We start from the raw sequence: 17,022 nt of genomic DNA, 5'->3' as shown, positions 1-17,022 counted from the left end.
GCGATAGATTTTTCGTCGAATGGGAGATGAAATGATGGTTCAATCACTGTTAAAAGGCATGGAAGGGGTTTTTATACCTGTGACGGACCCGCGTGCCTCTGCAAAATGGTATGAAGAAAAGCTTGGCTGCAGACCTTTGTTTGTGGAAGAGGAAGCGATTACGATGCGGATTTCCGATGAATCAAGCACGGTGATCTGTCTCGTCCGCGTAGAGAACCATCAGCCGATGACATTTCCGGAAAATCATTTTGGTGTCGGCAAATACTTTAATTTTCTTCCCGCGGACATCGAGGCAGCACATCAACTGCTAACAGAGCGTGGAGTGAGGGTAACCCCGATTGATGGATTTGGGTCTACAAAGGTGCTGACGTTTTTTGACCCAGACGGGAATCCGCTTGGAATGTGCCAGTATTGAATTGAAATTGACAAAAAGGGCAAAAAGCTGGAATCACTTTTTCGATCCCATGCTTTTTGCCCTCATTTCGTATATTTCTTTTATTCCTGTGGAACAGCGCCTTGATCCATATGCAAGAACTCCCACAGATGGCCATCCAAATCTTGAAAGCTCCAGCCGTACATGAAGCCATGGTCAACCGGGTCTTTCGATGGAGTTGCGCCCGCAGCAAATGCTTTGTTTACGATCTCATCGACTTGCGCTCTGCTGTCAGCCGACAACGCAACAATAACCTCGGTGCTTCTGGTTGCATCCGTCAGCTCTTTTTTTGTAAACGTTTGGAAAAACTCTTCGACGAGCAGCATGGCAAAAATGTTTTCGCCGATCACCAGGCATGCTGCATTTTGATCTGTAAATTGCGGGTTAAATTCATAGCCGATCGCCGTAAAGAAGTCGATCGATTTGTTGAGGTCCTTCACCGGTAAATTGACGAAAATTTGTTTGGATTGCAAAGCCATGTGTACTTCCTCCTCGGGTTTGTTTTTCCTTGATGTCTATATCCTATCATTACCGATTACCCGAGGCTTCTTATAGATTGCTATTTTACCATGTAGGTATGTGGCTTTCCTATTGAGTTTCTGTGCCGATGTACGCTCAGGACGAGACCGAGGACGGCGAAATGAGCCAAAGCAGTCCCTATTCTGCTATAGCTAAGAAAAGGAATGGCAATATCCGCGATTGGCAACATGCCTGTTGACATCAGCAGTGGCCATAAGAAGTACACAGAGAATAAAGGAACGATACTGACAATAAGATGCTTGCCATACGGCTCGTCCACTTCCTTGACGACCCGAGCCAGTCTCATCATAAACAGGGTAATGACTAACAAGATCACGAGTCCCGCAATCCAGCCATAGCTATGGATTAAATACGTGAACTTGAAATCGGAGTCTATATGAGGGAATTCTAAAGGCGCACCGAAGCCCTTTCCCCAAAAACCTGCCGAGCGAATCGCATCCATTGCTACGAGATAATAATAACCGCCTCCTTCAGGATCTTTCATCGGTTGCATCCAGTCCAACAACATATTAAAAGTGTGGTGATCCAATAACCCTGTAGCTACATAAGCACCAGCAGACGTGATGAAAAGGGGAAGCTTTTCTTTCTTAACTGTCTTCGTGTACATCAAGAGTACAACAAAACCAAATAAGTAAAGCTTGAGATTCAAATACTGTTGCGTCATCAGCAAAAAGATAGTGGGCAGCAAAACAAACACAATTAGCTTAGAAGCAGTGCTCCGGAAGCGCCACTCCCTAGTAAGTAGCATACCTGCGACGCTTATGAGAAACAAATACATGGAAATCGTTCCAAAATCAAAAATTCCGAATCGGTTGAAATGCACTATCACCCTTTCATAAACTGTGTATTCATACCAAAAAACAAATAGGAAAACGCCTACAGTTAGCACGTATACATGCAACGAATACGGCAATAGCTTGCGATAGTCTGTAAAAGCCACCACAAGCATCACCCCGATACCCAATAGGGCTGAGAGCCAATACGTGTCCAGCTTGTACTGAAAGTAATTGACCGGAGTTCCATACATCGTCAACAGACCAACAGCTAGAAAAGCCATCACATACACCAGAAGCCTCCACTCCACTTTGGGCTTATAAATCCGATGCAATTGCTTCCCAACCGCAGCAGAATCCCCCATTTGCAAAATGGCTTGCCTCACAGCTTCTTCCTCTTCCACGCCCTCGTCCATCTGCTCATCCATCAAATCAAGCAAGTGACTTTCCAGCTCATCCCGAATTCTGCGATGCATTTCCGTTGCCCGCACATGGCGACATACTTGATCGAGATAGTCGGCAATCAAAGGATGTGTATTCGTCTGCTTCATGCTCTTCCCTCTCCCAGCACCCGATCAATCCCATCGCGGAACGTATGCCACTCGTGCTTTTTCTCCTTCAATTGCCCGCGACCTTCTGCCGTAATCCGATAGTATTTACGCTTCCTGCCATCCTTCTCATCCCAATACGCTTCCACATAACGCTCCGCTTCGAGCGCATGCAGGATTGGATACAGCGTTCCTTCTTTTAACGTAAATAGACCGTTTGACTCTTTCTCAATAGCTTTCGCGATCTCGTACCCGTACATTTCCTTTCGATCCAGCATCGTCAAGATCAGGATCACAGTACTGCCTTTTAAAAGCTCTTTATTGATTTTCATAGTGCCTCCCGATTTAACCGCTAATACCTAGATAAACAATACATCATAAATCTATGTATACAATTCTATCATCCAAATCTTGTAAGATCAACACATACGTGACATTCATCTTTCGAGAAGCGTCTACCTTCTACATACAAAAATGGAAAGAGAAAGTGATTCCACCTATGAAAAAGACCAACTACGTCAACATTCTGTTAGCTCTGAGCCTTACTCTATCAATCGTTCCTTCTGTTGCACATTCCGAAAATGCCATCCGTTCAGACAGACCGGAAACGACAGTACTCAAGTACGTTCCGACAGAAAAAGAGATTCAGGTACCACCTGGACTAACGGAACCATTTTTCGTACCATTTGCAGGCTCGAGTCCGAATGATCCCTATTACAAAGAGTTCAAGCAGAAATGGTTCCCTCATTTTGCCCTTGTTTCTCCTACTGGGAAGGTAATCGATCAGCAGGAAGCGTTATTGTATCCAGGCTACATCAGTCCATTGCAAGACGGGTATGGCTTTTTTCATATTATTACCCACTTTGGTAACAGCTCGTTTATTATTTTCGATCAACAAGGCAATACACAGGAATTAACCACCTATAACGATTACTTCACGCAAATAGACGGAGAGTGGTTTTTGTATTCTCCCACAAGCTATACCTCTTATCTGTACAATGCTTGTACGAAAACATCCAAGCAGATCACGGATGAGGAACTATTTCCAATCTCGAGTGAGCATACGGGAGAAAAAACTTTCGATATTCATCACTACCCTTTTGTCAAACGTAACGTAAAGGATGGCATGGTTTTATCCTACAAATTTGGTTTAAAAGATATGAATGGCAAAATACACGCAAAGCCGTTCTTTGATGAGTACATGGGATACAGCGAAGGATTGCATCGCGTGAAAATAAATGGCATGACCCACTTTATTACGCACGAAGGAAAAGTCGTGCTGAAGCCATCCCGAAATTACAAAGTGGAATCCAACTTCCATTCAGGAGTTTTTATCGTGTCAGGCAAAAAGGACAATGAAGAATTTTACTTATTGATGAATAAAAAGGGGACATTCGCTTCGAAAAAGTATGCCTTTCTGAAAGAGACGAGGGACGGACAGTTTATTGCGGTGTCGAAAACAAAGGACGGGTATTTTTTTCAGAAAATCAATGTGATGGACAAACTGACCACGACTCTTCCTTACAAGCTGGATAAACCAGAGCAGCTCAAGCAATTGAAACAGACTGGCAAACTCTTTCATACAGACACGCAGATCATTGCAGACGTGGCCAATAAGCAACCATTCCCGTTCCCACACAAGCTGCTCACGCCTCCTAGAAAGGAAACCGTTTCTATGGAATATACGGTAGGTGGCAAGAAATATATCGGTACGTTTACGCATGATGGGGCGAAGATATATGCCAGAGAACTGAAATAGTTCCTGGATTAGCTCTGTTCCCTATTCTCTTACACGAAAGGACGTTGTTTCATGGAACCAACCATTCTCATCCGCGAGGAAACACACGTAATTGGTATCACTTTTACGGCGAATGTGACAGAAGACTTGGGCAAAAAGCTCTCCGCTACTACGACGGAAGCTTTGCGAGCTAGAAAAAGCGAGATTCACAATCAGGTTGGTAAGGGCGAATACCTAATCCAAATCTATCCTGACAAAGATGACTTCGATGCAGCGATTGATCCTTTTACCACCCTTATTGGCATCGAAGTTTCCAGCCTCGCCGATATTCCTGAAGGGATGGTCAGTCACACGATTCCTGCGGGGACATTTGCAAAAGTAACCCACAAGGGACCTGAGACAAACTTGGGTGAGACGTATGGTTCTCTTTACGGGTCTTGGCTCTGCGAATCGGGATATGAGTATGCCGGATTTGATTTCGAGTATTGGGACGAACGTTACAAGCCAGAGCAAGAAGACAATGAAATTGATATTTACGTTCCGCTCTTCAAATAAGAGACATAGCGAAAAACCAGGGAATTCTCTCCCTGGTTTTTCTGTTGTTACGATGTGATTATCTACGCACCCACTCCCCTGTCAGAGCATCTACCATATAAAGCGGGGTATCGTGATAATAAATATGATAGACGAGACGCGGCTCTACCCTTCCTGTAGTTGGGTTCTCCATCAGCTTATAGACCAATCGGAATGGACGATGGGTGACGTATACGCTAGTCGCGTCTTCCCGTGACATTGCGTTGCTTTTGTCAGGAAGCGGTTTAGACTCCTCGGCATACGGGGGAATGATTCCGATCACCTGTTTCCTGTCCACATCAAAATGAACCGTATACCCCCCCATAATCGGTACTCCCTGATGGGACTTGAAGAATTGATAGGTTTCGATGTTGCCTTTTTTAGTGGCAGGACCAAGTAGTAGTTCTTTGGTGTCTAACGGAAGGTATTTCTGAAACTGCTTAGCTGCTTCTTGAACGTTATCCTGCTTCGGATGAGGGAGTTTCTCCTCTTTCTCAGGGATAATTCCATACCGATAGTCGAGAATATCGCCTGTTTCTGTCACCACGGTCAGTTCCATTTTTTGTTTAATTCGCGTCTCTATTTTGTACGTATGTACACCTGAGCCTTGATGAACTACGAAGGAAAACGGAGGCTCGAATCCCCACTCCTGAAAAAGTCTATCTGCTTCTTCCATGTCCGGAGCTACCAGCTTTATGCCTCCCGGTTTCACCGGAATTGGCGGCATTTCTATGAGACTGTAATCGGGATGATAGCGTTCTGTGGGGTAAATTTCTCCTGTGATGGCATCGATAAAACCTGAAAATGGAAACTCGTACTGCAATCGCCCTTCTCCCTCTGAATAGAGGAGCCGGGCGCTTTGCCCAAAAATTTGCTCAGCCTGTTTCACTGGCATTGCCTTTTTGGGATCAGGAAAGACCATGCGTGTCGTATCGTCTGTCTGTATCTCTTTTATATGATGCCTGCCCGCCTTGTCTATCGTAAATGTGTATTGGTCTTCCAGAACCGGTATGTTGTTAACCGTCTTGTTCATCACGACATGACCTGTTTCTGTATTGGACAGCATGCCGTTTACCGCATATTGGCTTGCATCTCGACCTGCCAATTCTTGCAGCAGCTTCTTCGCCTGCTCGTATACAGGATGAGCGGGAAGCTGCGGACTACTTGTTGCCGTCATCTGAGGGTCCACGCGTTCGTTTTGCCCCACCCCGGCCATGATGTACAGCCCAAAGCCAGAAGCGATCACGACGGCTGTCATCCCCGCTTTCAACGGATTCATGAACAGCCGTCTCCTCTTGCCGACCCGAATTGTTTCTTCTTCCAGCACTGTACGTAAACTCTGTACAAACTCCTTACGTGGGGGTGTACTTTTTTGCAGAGTCGCTAACCGTTCCAGCATATCTCGTTCATTTTGCCAATCCACTGTACAACTCCCCCTTCTTCGTATGCGTCAGTTTGCCATGCAGCAACTTCAGTGCCCGGTGCATCGTCGTTTTCACATTTGATTCTGAACAACCCAGTATTTCGGCTGTCTCTTTGACGCTGTACTCTTTAATGCCACGCAGAATGACAACCATGCGGTAATGCGGTGGCAGTCCCTTAATCGCGGCAATCAATTCCTGCTCGTCCTCCCGGCTTTCCGCTTCCTGTGCCGGATTCCCTTCCGAGGCTGGCATCACGACAGACAGCCAGTCCCCTGATAACAGCTTTTGCCACTTGCGTTTTCGATAGTAATTCATCGCTGTATGCTTCGCGATCGCAAACAGCCATGTCTTCACGTCAGATCGCTCTTCAAATCGTTCAAGCGATCGAATCACTCGCAAAAAAACCTCCTGCGTCAAATCTTCTGCATCATTCTGACGGCCGGCAAAGTACAGCAAAAATTGATACACATCATGATAATGCCGCTCATAGATGGCCAAGACCTGATGTTTCATTTCTTCATACAAAAAAGCTCCTCCATTCTCTTGCTGTCGGCTGATCGACTACTTTCCTATAGCGAAAATTTTCTCGGATACCAATTAGTGTCTTGAGTAGGAAAAAGGTTACAGCAGAATGTTTGAAAATGTTCAGGAATGCAACAGCGACGGATGGATCGGGTAGCCTATAATTTACATGAGTCCTGCTACTTTCCTGATAACACAAGACGTAAGAACGGAGTGACCTGTATGTATAAACGGCTATTAGCTATCCCGATTGCCGCTTTGCTCCTCGTCCTGGCAGCCTGCGGCAATGGTGGACAAACGGGCGATTCAGCGGCATCGAAACCGACCAGATCGATCAATTACTTGGGCAGCACTTATACAATTCCGGCCAGAACCAAAGATATTGTTTTCGTAGGCTTCCCTGCTTCGTATGAAGACTCTTTCTTGCTGGGAATCCCGCCTGTCGCAGCTACGATGGATAAAAACGGAAAGTTTCCGGCGGAATATCAAGCTATGACCAGAAACGCCAAGCATCTCCCTTATAATATTGCAAATAACCTAGGTGAGCTGGTTGCCCTCGAACCTGACGTCATCATGACAACCGACAAGACCTCCAAGGAAGACTTAGACAAATTGCAAACCGCTGCATCCGTCATTCCCGTCTCTACGAACGGAGCTCATTGGCAAGAAAACTTGCGTCTGCTCGCTGATGTACGTGGAAAAGATGCCAATTTGGATACTTTTGTAGGTAAAGTGAAGCAAAACGCATTGGAACTCCGCGACAAGCTCACTCCACTTCCAGAGAAGAAAGTGCTAACGTTGTGGTTCCAAGAAGGCTCCTTCTACGCCTATCCGAGGGATGAACGGTACAATTACCTGTTATATACAGACTTGGCCCTGCCTGTTCCAGATGTCGTCGCGAATATACAGGAGCGTACCGCACTCTCTATGGATGATTTGGCAAAAGAAGATCCCAACTACTTGTTTGTGATGGTCAACAAAGAAGACCAGCCCGCTTTCAAGCAGTTGCAAGAGCAGCCTGCATGGACAAACCTAAGCGCAGTCAAAGCAGGTCAAATGTACATGAATGCAGTTGAACCAGGATTGGCTGGTGGCACAGCCTACAGCAACCAATCGTTTTTAAATGCGATTCGAAAACAGATGCTAAAGATGAGTGAATAAAAAGATGGGCTTTGCTCATACTATACTCATCGAGCTCGGTGGTGTGTTCTCAATCAGGCTTAGTCCTTTACGGAGGCGATGTGCCATGGATGATTTACACGATCACCTAGTGAGTAAGGGAAACCGTACACTGCTTTAAGCTTCTAACTTCATACTGGAGGTAGATGCGTCGCACGTGATGATCGGTAACACCTCAAAACTAACGAGCTCGATATATGCCGTCTCCTTTATGGGGGCGGTTTTATTTCTTTTAAAATTCGTTTGACGGGCGATAGTGGTGGGGAGGAAACAGGAGAAAACGCTCAGCTTCTTGGGCCACCCCCTGTGGGATTGACTGCCCGGCTCCATGAAAATAGCGAAATTCGCGTCCAAAGTCGTCCATTCAGGGGGTGTCTCAGAGGTGGACGCTAAAAGCTTGTTTCCCTTTTTTTCATTGCGCCTCGGTCGGTGTACCAAAGATCTTCGCTTTTTTCTCCTGTTTCCTCTACGAGCTTTCCGTGTTAAACGATTTTTAAAAGCCTTAAAAGATGGAAGAATGTGTTCAGTTCCGACAGAGAAGAATATTTCCAGACGTAGCGACTTGTGGAGTCCTACCCAGCGGAGAAGGGATTTGCGGGCAAAAGAAACGCAACCGTGCCCATGCTTCGAAGCGCTACCACTTTTGCGTTTCCCCGCAAATCCCTTCGGAGCGGACATTCTTAGCCCTCAGCAGGACGGAGCCTGGAGCCTAGACTGGAAATATTCTTCTCTCTACCGCAGCCTATTTTAGGAACCTTACGTAGTTGCTGTAGTGCTGGGAGGAAACAGGAGAAAACGCTCAGATTCTTGTCCCACCCGCTGGAGGATTGACTGCCCGACTCCATGCAAAAAGCGAAACCGCGTCCAAAGTGGTCCTTTCAGGATGCCTTTTCAGAGGTGGACGCTTAAGGGCGTGTTTCGCTTTTTGCATTCCGTCTCGGTCGGTGTACCAAAGATCTTCGCTTATTTCTCCTGTTTCCTCTACGAGCTTTCCGTGTTAAACGGGTTTTAAAAGCCTTAAAAGATAGAAGAATCGCATTAGTTACGACAGAGAAGAATATTTCCAGACGTAGCGACTTGTGGAGTCCTACCAAGCGGAGAAGGGATTTGCGGGTAAAAGAAACGCAACCGTGCCCGCGCGACAAGCGGCTACCACTTTTGCGTTTCCCCGCTAATCCCTTCGGAGCGGACAGTCTTAGCCCCCAGCAGGACGGAGCCTGGAGCTTAAACTGGAAATATTCTTCTCTCCACCGCGGCCAATACGCAGCCACATAAAAAAAGACCTCTGTCCTAAAACAAAGGTCTTCCCCAAAAACATTATTCACCTAAATCAACGTTATGGTACACCTGCTGCACATCGTCCAAGTCTTCCAAAGCATCGATCAGCTTTTCGAATTGAGCTTGTACATCTTCTGTCAGCGTTACTTCGTTTTGTGGCAGCATGGTCAGTTCAGCTACAGTAAACTCTGTGACGCCGCCATTTTTGAGTGCTTCCCAATCATATATACAACCATAGCAAGTAATAATTGAAAAAGTGGCGTGGTATCTACTTGTAAGTCTAATGCCATTGTATTACTCATCTCCGAGCTACAGTTTAGGAAACCGTTGTTCTATCCTGCTGAGCTACGGGGACAACTATGGTTTGTGGCAAGAGCCTTTTTCTGACGCCTCACCTACTTTCTTATTATATGTAGGTACACATTTTCCGGCAAATACTGTGGTCATTTTCAGCTTCCGGCACGAGACACGGCTTTCTATTGCTTGATCGATTAGCGCTGCTCATAAATGCGGAAATACTCGCCTTCTGACTTGTCCGATGCAAAAGCAGAATAATGGGTGGAGGCCAGATCGGCCAAGTAATACGATTTCCCATCCCCAGCCCATCCAATGATGCGATAGTTATCAAGCCCACCTAAATAGGGGCTAATTTTGCCATCTTGAGGATCACCAAAAGGATAGGTGCACTTCGGAACTTGCTTGCAGGAGCGGATTAACATATAACTATCCCGGGAGCTTGCTGCTCCCATAAAAAACGCCTCTGCAGCAATCTGATGTCCGGCAGGTGACCAGAAGATCTTATACAGGGTATCTTCATAGGACACGGGAGTCTTCATAATCACCTTTTTTCCCTTTTGCAAGTCTAATAAGTATTCTTCCGTATCTGTCCGCATGTAACGGTACTTCATGTCATTGGAGTAAGAGGGAAACTGGGTCATTTTGTGATCGTATTTCAAGCCTGTCGGCACGTCCAGTTCCTTGTATGCAGTTTGAGTTTGGTAAAACAGCTTTTGGGAATTCGGCATCCAGTAGAACTTTTCTTCTGGTTCGAATTCATCCTGCTTCCAAGCATACTGGTCGTTCATCTTCATCTTGAGCGTAGGCAGATGCTGCAGGTACAGATGGGCATTTCCCTTCGTATCAGAAGATTTTTCGTCCTTTCGGGTATAAGCCATGTACTGTTCATCCGGTGAGACGGAGAAATCGAGCACTGGATACTGGGAAACTGGCGGGACAAGCACCGTCTTTTGGCCGTCTGCCAACGTGAGCTTTGCAATGCCTCCATTTTCACGGATGTAGAGTACGTCCTGCTTCGGTGACCATTTGGCAAAGCCGGATAATTGGGTCAGCGTGTGCTTTTGCAAATCGTACAGGAATGGGATTGTAGGATCTGCCTTTGCGTAGCCGATTCGCTCTCCGTACACAAATCTACCCGTTGGCGATATGATGGCCCGATGAATCAAGGGCATCTTCGTCTCGATTTTTTTGAACTTGCCATCTGTTGTCGCTTGATAGAGGACGACGGGGTCTGGCTTACGCGGGTCCAACTTAGCAGGAGTAGGAGCACCAGAAGAAGCACTGATCGGCACAGAGACCAGCAAGATGATCAGTAAAAATGAAGTCAGTAAACGTCGTATCATAGTAGGTCCTCCTAAGTAAATGTTCCATAATTAAGACGCAGATTGTTAACTTTAGTTTCTGCCATATTAATAATAATAAAAAAGTGGGGCAGCCTTGTTGAATCTCCTTACTGGATTGAAAAAGCTTTTACAAAAGAAAAGCAAAAAGCGGCAACCATAAACTCATAAAACTCTTCAACTTCTTTGTTACTAATGTTGGTTTTACATCCTTCAATTCTTTAATATCTTCATTGTCTTACCTAGTAACATCTCGATGCAATCAACCATCGTAGTTTTACCAACACCGTTTGTTTCATCTTCGTTTGACCGTTTTTCACCAAGAATGATATTAACACCATATTCATTAAAATCGTATTGCTTATGTATTTTTTCTTGCCTGAGACTGTAGATATATTTTTGGGCATAAAAGCAAGAACAACTTATCTACATGTAGTTGCTGTAGTGCTTTGAGGAAACAGGAGAAAACGCTCAGCTTCTTGTCCCACCCGCTGGGGGATTCACTGCCTGGCGCAATGAAAAAAAGCGAAACCCGCGTCCAAAGTCGTCCATTCAGGAGGTGTCTCAGAGGTGGACGCTAAAACCTTGTTTCTCTTTTTTTCATTGCGCCTCGGTCGGTGTACCAAAGATCTTCGCTTTTTTCTCCTGGTTCCTCTACGAGCTTTCCATGTTAGACGGGTTTTAAAAGCCTTAAAAGATTGAAGAATGTAATCAGTCACGACAGAGAAGAATATTTCCAGACGTAGCGACTTGTGGAGTCCTACCAAGCGGAGAAGGGATTCGCGGGCAAAAGAAACGCAACGTGCCCACGCGATGAAGCGGCTACCACTTTTGCGTTTCCCCGCGAATCCCTTCGGAGCGGACAGCCTTAGCCCCCAGCAGGACGGAGCCTGGAGCCTAGACTGGAAATATTCTTCTCTTCACCACAGCCACATAAAAAAAGACCTCTGCTTTAAACAAAGGTCTTCTCCATTGAAAACATTATTCACCTAAATCAACGTTATGGTACACCTGCTGCACATCGTCCAAGTCTTCCAAAGCATCGATCAGCTTTTCGAATTGAGCTTGTACATCTTCTGTCAGCGTTACTTCGTTTTGTGGCAGCATGGTCAGTTCAGCTACGGTAAACTCTGTGACGCCGCCATTTTTGAGTGCTTCTTGTACAGCGTGGAACTGTTCTGCATCTGCGTAAACAATGACAGCACTATCTTCTTCCAAAATGTCTCGCACGTCTACATCCGCTTCCATCAAGAGTTCCAGCACTTCATCAGAGGATTTGCCTTCAAAGCCAAATACCGCTGTTGGGTCAAACATGTAAGCAACCGAACCGGATACGCCCATGTTACCGCCATTTTTGTTGAAAGCGGCACGCACTTCAGGAGCTGTGCGGTTTACGTTGTTGGTCAGTGCATCCACGATGATCATAGAACCGTTTGGCCCAAAGCCTTCATAGCGCAGATCGCTAAACGTTTCATCAGAGCCGCCCTTTGCTTTATCAATCGCGCGGTCGATAATCGCTTTCGGTACGCTGTACGTTTTAGCACGCTCCAGGACGACCTTCAGAGCACGGTTGGACTCTGGGTCCGGCTCGCCTTGCTTTGCCGCTACGTAAATTTCCTTCCCGAACCTTGCGTAAATACGACTGGTGCTCGCGTCTTTAGAAGCTTTCTTTTCTTTAATATTGTTCCACTTACGACCCATAATCCCACTCTCTTTCAATATGACAGATTAAATATGAATACTCCGGATTCCTTTTGCACACTAGCCTATTATACCTCAATCTGATGAAGGATGTTAAGCAGTGGAAGAATTTAAAAGCACAGCCCCTAATTAGGAGAGCTGTGCTTTGCTTTTACGAATCTTATTTCTTGGTCAATCCTTCGTAAATCGTCTTGATATTCCATTCCATCATTTTGATGTACGTATCGCCATCTTCTCCCGGCTTTCCGAGAGAGTCCGTAAATACTTTCCCGACAATCGGTACACCCGTTTCATTCGATACCATCTCCATGCTACGCGGATCGATACTTGTCTCTACGAACAGAGCCGGGATTTTTTTCGCACGGATCGTATCAACCACCTGTGTGACCTGCTCTGGCGTTCCTTGGTTCTCCGAGTTGATTTCCCAAATGTATGCTGCTTCAAAATCGTACGCTTCGCTGAAATATTTAAACGCTCCCTCGCTCGTCACAAGCAAACGCTGTTCTTTCGGAATCTGGTTGTATTGCTTAACTGCTTCCTCGTGCAGAGCAGTCAGTTGTTCAATGTACTTCTTGGCGTTTTGCTCATACGTTTCCTTGTGCGCTGGGTCCACCTTGATCAAGGCATTTTTTGCATTCTCCGCATACTTGATCCCATTGCGTACATCCAGCCAAGCGTGCGGGTCTTCTTCGCTCTCTTTGCCTTTGGTTGTCAAGTGCTTGGCAGCTACGCCCTCACTGAGTCGGAACACGGGTGCATCAGGACCTGATTTGCCTGCTGTAGTCATGAGATTATTGAACCAAGAGTTACCTGCTTCCAAATTCAGTCCGTTGTAGAAAACCGCATCTGCATCCGTCGTTTTTTGCACGTCAGCAGGCAATGGATCATATTCATGCGGATTGGAGCCAATCGGAGCAAGACTATGGATCTCTACCCGATCTCCCCCAACGTTTTTCACGATGTCATACAGGATGGAATACGTGGTCACGACCTGCAGCTTGTCACTATCTGATTTCGTGGGCTCGTTCGCACTTTGCGGAGCACCACACGCTGCCATTAATACGGTTGATATAAGAAAAACGAAAAACAGATTCCACTTCTTCATGACGATATTCTCCTTTACTTTGAGAGCTCGACTCGTTTTTGCCGAGCTCGGATTGATTTCCATACCACCCCGTGTTTTCGGGAGAAGAGAAAGGCCAGGAAGAAGAACACAGTTGCAACCACGACAATCGTGGCACCAGAGGCCAAATTATAAGTAAAGCTAAAATAAAGGCCGATAACCGAAGACAGCATTCCAAAACCGCCAGCCAAAAAGATCATGATCGACAAACGGTCCGTCAAAAGATAAGCGGTAGCAGCCGGTGTAATCAGCATGGCGACAACCAATACGATTCCTACGGTTTGCAGGGAAGCGACAGTTACCATCGTCAGCAAGGTCATCAGCAAGTAATGAATGAGGTTGTTACGCAAACCGTAGGCAGCCGCAATGGTCGGATCGAACGAAGTCAGTAACAGTTCTTTGAAAAAAGCGTAGACTGTCACGATGACGATGACCCCAATGCCAACCGTCACCCACATGTCTGAAGAACGCACAGCCAATACATTCCCGAACAAAATGTGATACAGATCGGTACTGCTTTTCAGCATCGTAACCATGATGATCCCGATTGCAAAGGCGGACGTGAACAAAATTCCAATCGCCGTGTCGTTCTTGATTCGGCTATTTTGGCTCACGTAGCCAATTCCAACAGCAGTGAGTACACCCGTTAAAACAGCGCCCACGAAGAAATTGATTCCAAAAGCATAGGAGAGGGCCACCCCAGGCAAAACAGCGTGTGAGATGGCATCCCCCATCAAGGACATTCCCCGCAAGATGATAAAGCTACCGATGACGCCGCAGATTAACCCAACCACTACAGATGTAAACAATGCTTTTTGCAAAAACTCATACTGTCCAATTGCCATCAAGAAATCCATTATGCAAGCACCTCGGTCTTTTCGAGAAATGGGAGTTGATAGGAATATGCTCTCGACATGACTTCTCGATTCAGCACTTCATCGACCGTCCCGTACTTGATCAATTCTTTGTTCATTAGAAGAAGCTGATCAAAATACGCATATGCTTTGGACAAGTCATGATGGACGACGACAATCGTTTTGTCCTGAAACTGCAGCTCTTTCAAGATGCGAATGATTGTATCCTCACTCGCCACATCAATTCCCACAAACGGCTCGTCCAGAAGCAGCAGCTCTGGTTTTTGCGCAAGTGCCCTTGCCAGGAAGACACGCTGTTGCTGCCCGCCGGAGAGCTCCCCAATCTGCCTGTCGCGGAAATCCTCTAGCCCTACTTTTCTCAGGCATTCCAGCGCCCACGCTTTTTCCTTTTTTTTCGGAAATTTGAACAGTCCGACACTTGGGTATGTCCCGATCAGCACTGTATCCATGACGGTGATCGGGAATGTCCAATCAATCATGCTCCGCTGTGGTACATAGGCGATTTTCTTCCGGAATTCATTTGTCTCTTTCCCAAAAATCCGCACATTCCCCTTATCTCTCGGAATGAGGTCCAAGAGCGCTTTGATCAGGGTTGACTTCCCTGCCCCATTTGGACCGATGATTCCAACCATGCTCCCTAGTTCAACATCAAACGAAACATTCCGAACAACTTCATTCCCAAAGTAAGAAACATGCAGGTCCCTTACAGCGATAGCAGAATCCATGATTTTTTCCCTCCAAATAATAGCCCGTTATATGATCCCGCCCGAAAAACCGATGGTGAAACGGGTAATTCCTTTATGCACATATGCCTACACACAACAATGTAGTCTTATACCAATAATATTCACCCGAACAAACTAATATGCATTCGTATAAAAAAGTTGCCCTAATGCAAAATTAAATGATTTCCATTACCATGTCAATATATTCTTTTTTCTGAAATACAAAAAAAGTGCAGCTCTTGCTTAAAAAAGCCAATACTTCCAAAATGTTACTATTTCGTTCATAATTAAAAGCTTTTTTTCTATAAAAATAAATAAACATATGTGAAACAACTATAGTTATGTTAATATGAACATTATCTGTTTGATAAAAATCTAAAAATTAAAAACTAACTAAAAATAGAGAGAGGTGGATCGTATGCAGGATCAAAAATTGGAGAGAGGTCTAAAAAACAGACACGTACAACTCATCGCGATCGGTGGAGCAATCGGAACAGGATTATTTTTGGGCGCAGGAAAATCGATTCATTTGGCCGGCCCATCCATCTTATTTGCGTACTTGATTACGGGTATCATCTGCTTTTTAATCATGCGCTCACTCGGGGAGCTCCTCTTGAGCAATTTGGACTACCATTCTTTTGTGGATTTCGTCAAAGACTATTTGGGGAATATGGCCGCATTTGTCACGGGCTGGACTTACTGGTTTTGCTGGATTTCCATCGCCATGGCTGACCTGACAGCGGTTGGTCTGTATACGCAATACTGGTTTCCGGAAATACCGCAGTGGATGCCAGGCTTAATTGCCCTCGTGATTTTGTTAATCATGAACTTGGCTACGGTGAAGCTTTTTGGAGAAATGGAATTTTGGTTCGCGCTCGTAAAGGTCATCGCGATTCTCGCCCTGATTTTTGTCGGCATCTTCATGATCATCAAGGGCTTTTCTACGAATGCAGGTGCGTCCAGCTTCACGAATCTCTGGAGTCATGGCGGTATGTTCCCGAACGGCTTCAATGGGTTCCTTCTCTCCTTCCAAATGGTCGTGTTCGCATTTGTTGGGATCGAGCTCGTCGGTCTGACAGCCGGTGAAACGGAAGACCCAAAACGAGTCATTCCAAAAGCAATTAACCAAATCCCGATTCGGATTTTGATTTTCTACGTTGGCGCACTCATCGTCATCATGAGCATTTATCCTTGGAACGCGATCAACCCGTTGGAGAGTCCATTCGTGCAGGTCTTCGCAGCAATTGGCATTGCAGCCGCTGCCGGTATCGTCAACTTCGTGGTACTGACATCCGCCGCTTCCGCATGTAATAGCGCCATTTTTAGTACAAGCCGGATGGTTTACTCCCTTGCCAAAGAAAAGAATGCACCTGTGCCCCTTACCAAACTGACTGCCAACAAGGTCCCGGCAAATGCACTATTCTTTTCGTCGGTTGTTATCCTTATCGCCGTTGTATTGAATTACGTCATGCCCGAAGGCGTATTTACACTGATCACTAGCGTGTCGACCGTTTGCTTTATCTTTATTTGGGGAATCACCGTCATCTGTCATTTGAAATATCGCAAAACGAGACCAGATTTAGCAAAAGCGAATTCGTTTAAAATGCCGCTCTATCCTTTTGCCAACTACCTGATCCTGGCATTCCTTGCCTTCATTCTGGTCGTCCTTGCACTCGCGGAAGATACACGAGTCGCCTTGTTCATCACACCTGTTTGGTTTATTTTACTCGTCGTGATTTACAAACTGCGGAAAACGAAGACAAATGAAATAGAGGTAGCAGAACACTAAGCAGCGCCTCCTGTTTTCACTTTCAACATCGGTGAAAATGGGAGGTGTTTTATTTTGATCACAAGACCCTTTTTGCACTTTAGGTAGTACATAAACGGAAGATAGGAGACGAAGCCTCTTTTTTCAAATTTTTTATAAAAGAAAACTAGCTTCCTTCCGTTTCG

At 45.7% G+C, this 17,022-nt stretch carries 15 protein-coding genes and 1 pseudogene; 5 read left to right on the top strand and 11 right to left on the bottom strand.

Going from position 1 to position 17,022, the window contains the following annotated elements; all coding sequences use genetic code 11:
* The first annotated feature begins 34 nt into the window (after positions 1-34).
* Positions 35-415 carry a VOC family protein gene (locus tag ACM6JA_RS18875; protein ID WP_414853565.1) on the top strand — a complete coding sequence of 127 codons (381 nt, stop codon included), beginning with the start codon at positions 35-37 and terminating at the stop codon, positions 413-415.
* Between the two features lie 80 nt (positions 416-495).
* Here the strand turns inward: ACM6JA_RS18875 and ACM6JA_RS18870 are convergent, their stop codons facing one another.
* From ACM6JA_RS18870 to ACM6JA_RS18860, 3 genes are all read right to left on the bottom strand, one after another.
* Entirely contained in the window at positions 496-912 is a 417-nt protein-coding gene (locus ACM6JA_RS18870) for a VOC family protein (protein ID WP_251254467.1), read from the bottom strand.
* An 80-nt stretch (positions 913-992) separates the two neighbouring features.
* Positions 993-2,297 carry an FtsW/RodA/SpoVE family cell cycle protein gene (locus ACM6JA_RS18865; RefSeq protein WP_414853564.1) on the bottom strand — a complete coding sequence of 435 codons (1,305 nt, stop codon included), beginning with the start codon at positions 2,295-2,297 and terminating at the stop codon, positions 993-995.
* Complete coding sequence (locus ACM6JA_RS18860) at positions 2,294-2,626, bottom strand: PadR family transcriptional regulator (protein ID WP_106778176.1); 333 nt, start codon at positions 2,624-2,626, stop codon at positions 2,294-2,296. The genes ACM6JA_RS18865 and ACM6JA_RS18860 overlap by 4 nt, the downstream gene beginning before the upstream one ends.
* A 167-nt stretch (positions 2,627-2,793) precedes the next feature.
* Between ACM6JA_RS18860 and ACM6JA_RS18855 the strand changes: the two genes are divergently transcribed.
* Together ACM6JA_RS18855 and ACM6JA_RS18850 are read left to right on the top strand one after the other, a co-directional pair.
* Positions 2,794-4,053, top strand: coding sequence for a hypothetical protein (locus ACM6JA_RS18855; protein ID WP_414853563.1), 1,260 nt, complete (start codon positions 2,794-2,796; stop codon positions 4,051-4,053).
* 51 nt (positions 4,054-4,104) lie between these two features.
* Positions 4,105-4,587, top strand: coding sequence for a GyrI-like domain-containing protein (locus tag ACM6JA_RS18850; protein WP_414853562.1), 483 nt, complete (start codon positions 4,105-4,107; stop codon positions 4,585-4,587).
* 58 nt (positions 4,588-4,645) lie between these two features.
* On the opposite strand, the gene ACM6JA_RS18845 is transcribed toward ACM6JA_RS18850, so the two are convergent.
* Together ACM6JA_RS18845 and ACM6JA_RS18840 are read right to left on the bottom strand one after the other, a co-directional pair.
* Positions 4,646-6,028, bottom strand: coding sequence for a hypothetical protein (locus tag ACM6JA_RS18845; RefSeq protein ID WP_414853561.1), 1,383 nt, complete (start codon positions 6,026-6,028; stop codon positions 4,646-4,648).
* Entirely contained in the window at positions 6,012-6,554 is a 543-nt protein-coding gene (locus ACM6JA_RS18840) for an RNA polymerase sigma factor (protein ID WP_414853560.1), read from the bottom strand. The genes ACM6JA_RS18845 and ACM6JA_RS18840 overlap by 17 nt, the downstream gene beginning before the upstream one ends.
* A gap of 219 nt (positions 6,555-6,773) precedes the next feature.
* Here ACM6JA_RS18840 and ACM6JA_RS18835 point away from each other — a divergent pair, with 219 nt between their 5' ends.
* Positions 6,774-7,712 (top strand): ABC transporter substrate-binding protein, encoded by a 939-nt coding sequence (locus ACM6JA_RS18835; protein ID WP_414853559.1) that lies wholly within the window; start codon positions 6,774-6,776, stop codon positions 7,710-7,712.
* 1,335 nt (positions 7,713-9,047) lie between these two features.
* Here ACM6JA_RS18835 and ACM6JA_RS18830 read toward each other — a convergent pair.
* The 6 genes and pseudogenes from ACM6JA_RS18830 to ACM6JA_RS18805 form a co-directional block, all read right to left on the bottom strand.
* Positions 9,048-9,224: pseudogene (locus ACM6JA_RS18830) on the bottom strand (YebC/PmpR family DNA-binding transcriptional regulator); the annotation flags it as partial.
* 275 nt (positions 9,225-9,499) lie between these two features.
* A complete protein-coding gene (locus tag ACM6JA_RS18825) occupies positions 9,500-10,648 on the bottom strand; it encodes a hypothetical protein (protein WP_414853558.1) in 1,149 nt (382 codons plus the stop codon).
* A gap of 978 nt (positions 10,649-11,626) precedes the next feature.
* Positions 11,627-12,346: a YebC/PmpR family DNA-binding transcriptional regulator gene (locus ACM6JA_RS18820; protein WP_414853557.1), complete on the bottom strand. Its 720-nt coding sequence runs from the start codon at positions 12,344-12,346 to the stop codon at positions 11,627-11,629.
* Between the two features lie 160 nt (positions 12,347-12,506).
* A complete protein-coding gene (locus ACM6JA_RS18815; protein ID WP_414853556.1) occupies positions 12,507-13,451 on the bottom strand; it encodes a metal ABC transporter substrate-binding protein in 945 nt (314 codons plus the stop codon).
* Between the two features lie 14 nt (positions 13,452-13,465).
* Entirely contained in the window at positions 13,466-14,326 is an 861-nt protein-coding gene (locus ACM6JA_RS18810) for a metal ABC transporter permease (RefSeq protein WP_056496552.1), read from the bottom strand.
* Positions 14,326-15,069 carry a metal ABC transporter ATP-binding protein gene (locus ACM6JA_RS18805; protein WP_414853555.1) on the bottom strand — a complete coding sequence of 248 codons (744 nt, stop codon included), beginning with the start codon at positions 15,067-15,069 and terminating at the stop codon, positions 14,326-14,328. Before ACM6JA_RS18805 ends, ACM6JA_RS18810 begins: the two co-directional genes overlap by 1 nt.
* A gap of 418 nt (positions 15,070-15,487) precedes the next feature.
* Between ACM6JA_RS18805 and ACM6JA_RS18800 the strand changes: the two genes are divergently transcribed.
* A complete protein-coding gene (locus ACM6JA_RS18800) occupies positions 15,488-16,858 on the top strand; it encodes an amino acid permease (protein WP_414853554.1) in 1,371 nt (456 codons plus the stop codon).
* The last annotated feature ends 164 nt before the right edge of the window (positions 16,859-17,022 follow it).

The sequence above is a fragment of the Brevibacillus sp. IT-7CA2 genome, from assembly GCF_949767855.1.
Taxonomy (GTDB): Bacteria; Bacillota; Bacilli; order Brevibacillales; family Brevibacillaceae; genus Brevibacillus.
The sequence above is the reverse complement of the archived record's forward strand: the minus strand, read 5'-3'. Positions and strand labels throughout refer to the sequence as shown.

Bases quoted from the DNA above. Each gene is read 5' to 3' on its own strand.
- ACM6JA_RS18800 (WP_414853554.1), top strand. From the start codon at position 15,488: ATGCAGGATCAAAAATTGGAGAGAGGTCTAAAAAACAGACACGTACAA.
- ACM6JA_RS18805 (WP_414853555.1), bottom strand. From the start codon at position 15,069: ATGGATTCTGCTATCGCTGTAAGGGACCTGCATGTTTCTTACTTTGGG.
- ACM6JA_RS18865 (WP_414853564.1), bottom strand. From the start codon at position 2,297: ATGAAGCAGACGAATACACATCCTTTGATTGCCGACTATCTCGATCAA.
- ACM6JA_RS18875 (WP_414853565.1), top strand. From the start codon at position 35: ATGGTTCAATCACTGTTAAAAGGCATGGAAGGGGTTTTTATACCTGTG.
- ACM6JA_RS18820 (WP_414853557.1), bottom strand. From the start codon at position 12,346: ATGGGTCGTAAGTGGAACAATATTAAAGAAAAGAAAGCTTCTAAAGAC.
- ACM6JA_RS18835 (WP_414853559.1), top strand. From the start codon at position 6,774: ATGTATAAACGGCTATTAGCTATCCCGATTGCCGCTTTGCTCCTCGTC.
- ACM6JA_RS18825 (WP_414853558.1), bottom strand. From the start codon at position 10,648: ATGATACGACGTTTACTGACTTCATTTTTACTGATCATCTTGCTGGTC.
- ACM6JA_RS18870 (WP_251254467.1), bottom strand. From the start codon at position 912: ATGGCTTTGCAATCCAAACAAATTTTCGTCAATTTACCGGTGAAGGAC.
- ACM6JA_RS18810 (WP_056496552.1), bottom strand. From the start codon at position 14,326: ATGGATTTCTTGATGGCAATTGGACAGTATGAGTTTTTGCAAAAAGCA.
- ACM6JA_RS18860 (WP_106778176.1), bottom strand. From the start codon at position 2,626: ATGAAAATCAATAAAGAGCTTTTAAAAGGCAGTACTGTGATCCTGATC.
- ACM6JA_RS18850 (WP_414853562.1), top strand. From the start codon at position 4,105: ATGGAACCAACCATTCTCATCCGCGAGGAAACACACGTAATTGGTATC.
- ACM6JA_RS18855 (WP_414853563.1), top strand. From the start codon at position 2,794: ATGAAAAAGACCAACTACGTCAACATTCTGTTAGCTCTGAGCCTTACT.
- ACM6JA_RS18815 (WP_414853556.1), bottom strand. From the start codon at position 13,451: ATGAAGAAGTGGAATCTGTTTTTCGTTTTTCTTATATCAACCGTATTA.